At 70.8% G+C, this 4235-nt stretch carries 5 protein-coding genes; 2 read left to right on the forward strand and 3 right to left on the reverse strand.

All coding sequences use genetic code 11. The annotated features are described in order from the left end of the window. Nucleotides 1–247: NAD-dependent epimerase/dehydratase family protein (locus D7X12_RS39875; RefSeq protein ID WP_120630368.1), on the reverse strand; the 247-nt coding region annotated here is incomplete at its 3' end. 93 nt (nt 248–340) lie between these two features. Between D7X12_RS39875 and D7X12_RS39880 the strand changes: the two genes are divergently transcribed. Both D7X12_RS39880 and D7X12_RS39885 read left to right on the forward strand, forming a co-directional pair. After that, nucleotides 341–742, forward strand: coding sequence for a winged helix-turn-helix transcriptional regulator (locus D7X12_RS39880; protein ID WP_167509126.1), 402 nt, complete (start codon nt 341–343; stop codon nt 740–742). 307 nt (nt 743–1049) lie between these two features. Continuing rightward, nucleotides 1050–1484, forward strand: coding sequence for a cupin domain-containing protein (locus D7X12_RS39885; protein WP_120630369.1), 435 nt, complete (start codon nt 1050–1052; stop codon nt 1482–1484). 91 nt (nt 1485–1575) lie between these two features. Here D7X12_RS39885 and D7X12_RS39890 read toward each other — a convergent pair whose 3' ends face one another. Both D7X12_RS39890 and D7X12_RS39895 read right to left on the reverse strand, forming a co-directional pair. Beyond that, the gene (locus tag D7X12_RS39890; protein ID WP_120630370.1) at nt 1576–2853 is read right to left on the reverse strand and encodes a threonine aldolase family protein; all 1278 of its coding nucleotides are present in this window, start codon (nt 2851–2853) and stop codon (nt 1576–1578) included. 25 nt (nt 2854–2878) lie between these two features. Beyond that, a partial coding sequence (locus D7X12_RS39895; RefSeq protein WP_120630372.1) for an FAD-dependent oxidoreductase occupies nt 2879–4235 on the reverse strand: 1357 nt, incomplete at its 5' end.

The raw sequence follows: 4235 nt of genomic DNA on the forward strand, positions 1-4235 counted from the left end.
ACCGGGCCCCCCGCGCCGCCCGCTCCCAGCCCTCGTCCGCCAGCAGGTCCGCGGCGAAGAACGAGAGCCGGTCCCCCGGGTCCACCTGCCGGGCGATGTCGGCGCGAACCTGCCCCTCCCGCTCCAGGCTGCGCAGCGTCGTCCGCACCCGGTAGCCCTGCTTCAGCAGGGAGACCACCGTCCAGCCCCCCAGGTACCCGGACCCGCCCGTCACCAGCACCACGTCGTCCTTCAGCGCCTCGTACATGCTCCACCCACCTACCTGCTCCACGGGGAGTAGGTTTCAAAAGGAGAGCGGGTATATGTTGGTAACCGACGCGCACTTCAAGAAGGCACCTGGATGAAACTCGGTCACCTCGACCTCCCCTCCGAAGTCTGCCGCTCGGTCGGCGACGTGCTCGGCCGCATTGGCGACAAGTGGTCCGTGCTGGTCATCGTGATGCTGGCGGACGGCAGCCTGCGCTTCAGCGAGCTGCGCCGGGCCATCGGCACGGTGTCGCAGAAGATGCTGACGGCCACGCTGCGCGGGCTGGAGCGCGACGGCTACCTCACGCGCACCGTCACCCCGACCATCCCGCCCCGGGTGGACTACGCGCTGACGGAGATGGGTCGCGACGTGCTGACGCCGCTCAACGCCCTGGCCCACTGGGCGCTCGCGCGCCGCGAACAGGTAGAGGCCGCGCGCAGGGCCTACGACGCGACCGCGAAGGACGCGGCGTCGCCGGACGAAGCGGCGACCTGAGATACCGCGCGCCGCAGATGTGTCACCGCCTGGAGACCCAAACGTGCCCGCCGTGCGTATGACACCTCGTACTCCCTGCGGCTTTCCACAGGGGTCTGAACCCTGGCTCGCGATTTCTGTCTGATCAGAAAATACGAGCGAGGCCACCCATGATGAACAGCCGTCGTGGAATCTTCCGTCCTACGCCATGAGAGAGCGCGGCATGTGAAACACGACAACCTTGCACGTGGGGCAAACTTGCAAGGAATTCCGTGTTGAGCGTTATCATGGACAACGACACACACGCAGGGCCGACCTGGAGGATGTCATGTCCGGACTGACGATGATGATGGATGGCCTGGTGCACACCGCGGATCTCGAGTGGAAGCCGCTCGGTCCTGGAACCGCCTACCGCCTGCTGCGGGTGAGCGCGGAGACCGGGGTGTGGAGCGCGATCCTCAAGATGGACAAGGGCGCTGTCTTCGCCCCGCACAAGCACCTGGGCCCGGCGGAGATCTTCATCCTCTCCGGCTCCACGCAGGACCGTCACGGCACCACCCGCGCGGGCGACTACGAGTTCGAGCCGCTGGGCGCCGAGCACCCCGCCACCACCGCGCTGGAGGAGTCGCTCATCCACTTCACCGCGCACGGCCCCATCGCCTTCCACGACGAGAAGGGCCGCATCGCGATGCTGCTGGACTCGGAGTTCTTCCTGAAGACCCAGGAGAAGGCGCCCGAGTACAGCCTCAAGAAGGCGGCCTGACCTCGGATGTCTGACAAGGGACACCGTGCCTGACGCACGGTGTCTCTGTTTCACGGAAAGCCTTTGCTGTCTTTGAAGCCCGGTGGCCCCTTCAGGCCGCTTCGAGCAGGCGCAGGAAGGCCCGGGCCGCGTCGGCGTCGCTGATGCGCCCCAGCCCCTCGCCCACCTGCAGCTCCGTGGACACGACGCCGGGCACGCGCGTCTGGCCGAAGCCTCCCGCCACCCACACGCGGTCCTCGCGCGCGATGCGGTCGCGCTGACGGCTATACGCCGCGGGTGAGCCGCGCAGGAACACGTGGAACATGTTCGTCTGCACCGGCTGCGGCAGCACGGTGACGCGCGGATCCGCCGCCAGGAGCGCGGTGAGCGCCTTCGCGCGCTTCACGAGGCCGGGGATGGCGGCCAGCGCCGCGTCCAGGCGCATGGCGGACGAGGCCACCTGGGGCGCCAGCTGGTACAGGTTGCCGCCGTGCCGGTGGCGCCACACGCGCGACTCGCGGATGAAGTCGCGGCCGCCCACCAGCATCGCGCCGCCAATGGCACCCACCCGCTTGTAGAAGGACACGTAGACGGAGTCGAAGCCCTTGCAGATGTCCGCGTAGGAGCGGCCGTAGAAGGGCTGGCTCTCCCACAGCCGCGCGCCGTCCATGTGCAGCTTCACCTTGCGCTCGCGGCAGGTGCGCTTGAGCGCGGCCAGCTGCTCCCACGTCTGGAGCTGCCCGCCCAGCCACCGCACCGGCAGCTCCACGCTGACGCTGCCCAGCGCATCGCGGGCCTGCGCCACGTCCTCGGCCAGCACGGGCCGAGTCCACGGCCCCAGGAACACCGCGCGCAGCTGGTGCAGCACCGCGTAGCTGTCGTCCTCGTGCAGCACGTGGTGTGACGACGGGTGCAGGCCCACCGTGCGCGGGCCGCCCGCGTCCGCGTAGATGCGCAGCGCGATGAGCTGGGCCATGGTGCCCGTGGGCATGAAGCACGCGTCCTCGAAGCCGAGCAGGTCCGCGATGCGCTTCTCGAACGCCTGCACGAAGTCGCCGTTGCCGTACACGTCGCTGGACAGGTGCTGGCGCTGCATCCACTCGCCAATGCGCACATACTCCGCGCCGTCCTCGGCGGTGGAGCCCGCGACCAGCGACGCGGTGCAGCCCCGCCGCAGCTGCTCGTACTCCGCCTGCGAGGCAGGCGCGGACACGGGACCCGCCACGCCGCCATCCGTCCCCGGCGTCGGGACCACAGCCCCGCGGGCCGGGCGCACGGGCGCGACGCCTCCGTCCGGTGCCGCCTCCGCCTTCGAGGGGAACAGCGTGGAGCCCGCGAGCAGGCTGCTGAGGGCGAGGAACTCCGACCGGCTGAAGCGACTGTCCTTCATGGGCCCATTCATTCCGAAACGCCGCTCACAGCCAACTGGATTCCTTGCGTCCCATTCCCGCCAGCGCCAGCTCCGCGGCGCGCACGCCGAACCAGTTGGCCTCCTCGAAGAGCGCCATCCCGCCCAGGTCCGTGTGCGCGAAGTGCAAGTGCCGGCCCAGGCTCTCCTGGGCCGCCTTGCGCGCCGCCCCCCAGAGGAAGCCCGGCTGGGGCCGCACCATCGCGTGGCCCCAGCGCTGCACCTCCAGCCGCTGCGTGAGCGCGCCCAGCCCCGGGTGCGCCGGCAGCAGGTCCGCCATCACCAATGACTCCCAGTCCCCGTACGTCGCGGCGAGGGCCTTGGTGCGCTCGGCCTTCACGTCCCCGCCGGCCATGGGCAGGTACCAGGTGAGCACCGTGGGGCCGCGCTCGTCCTGGCGCAGCGACTGGTGCGTGGCCACCACGTAGCCCAGGCTCTGGCTCTCGTAGAGGACGTTGTCCCACGCGAGCGGGAAGCCGCGCGACACGGGCGGCCCCGACAGCGTCAGGTTCGCCACCACCCACGGGCTGTACACGAAGGCGTCCATCCACGCGGGCCGCGCCTCGCGCCACGGCGCCACCACGTGCGCGGCGACGAAGCGGGGACACGCCAGCACCACCTGCCGCGCCTGGAAGCCCCGGGGCGCTCCGGTGCGCGCGTCCAGCGCCTGCACGCGGCAGCCACCCTCCCCCGGCTCCACCGTGTGCACCAGCACGTTGGTCTCCACCTGGCGCGGGCCCAGCGAGGACACCAGTTGCCGCACCAGCCGGCCGTTGCCCTCCGGCCAGGAGAGGAACCCGTCGCTGCGCTCGCCCTGGCCGTTCTGCCGCGCGGCGAAGTACCAGATGCCCGCCCAGGCGGAGACGTGCTCGGCGGTGGTGCCGTAGTCATCGCGGCACGCGTAGTCCACGAACCACTTGAGCCGGGGCGAGCGGAAGCCCTCCGCCTCCAGCCACCGCGCCATGCTCACCGCGTCCAGCGCCGTCCACTCCGCGTCATCGCTGGAGAGCGCCACCGGCACGCAGAACGCCTTGCGCCCCTTCGCGTCGCGCGCGGCGGCGAAGGCGTTCATCCTCGCGTCGAAGCGCTCCAACTCCTCCAGGTCCTTCGCGCTCGCGCCCGCGCGCAGATACAGCCCCTCGTACCAGTGGCCCCGGTAGAAGAGGCGCTCGTCGGGCTCCTGGATGAGCAGCTCCTCCGCGAACGACGGGCGCCCTTGCGCGTCCACGCCGGTGACGGCGTCCATCGCCCGCAGCAGGCGCATCACCGGCCCGCGGTCCTCCAGCGGCGACGGCAGGTAGTGCGCGCCCCACGGGAACGCGGACACGCTGTTCCTCCCCGAGCGCGACGTGCCCCCCGCCTCC

The organism is Corallococcus sicarius, assembly GCF_003611735.1.
GTDB lineage: Bacteria > Myxococcota > Myxococcia > Myxococcales > Myxococcaceae > Corallococcus > Corallococcus sicarius.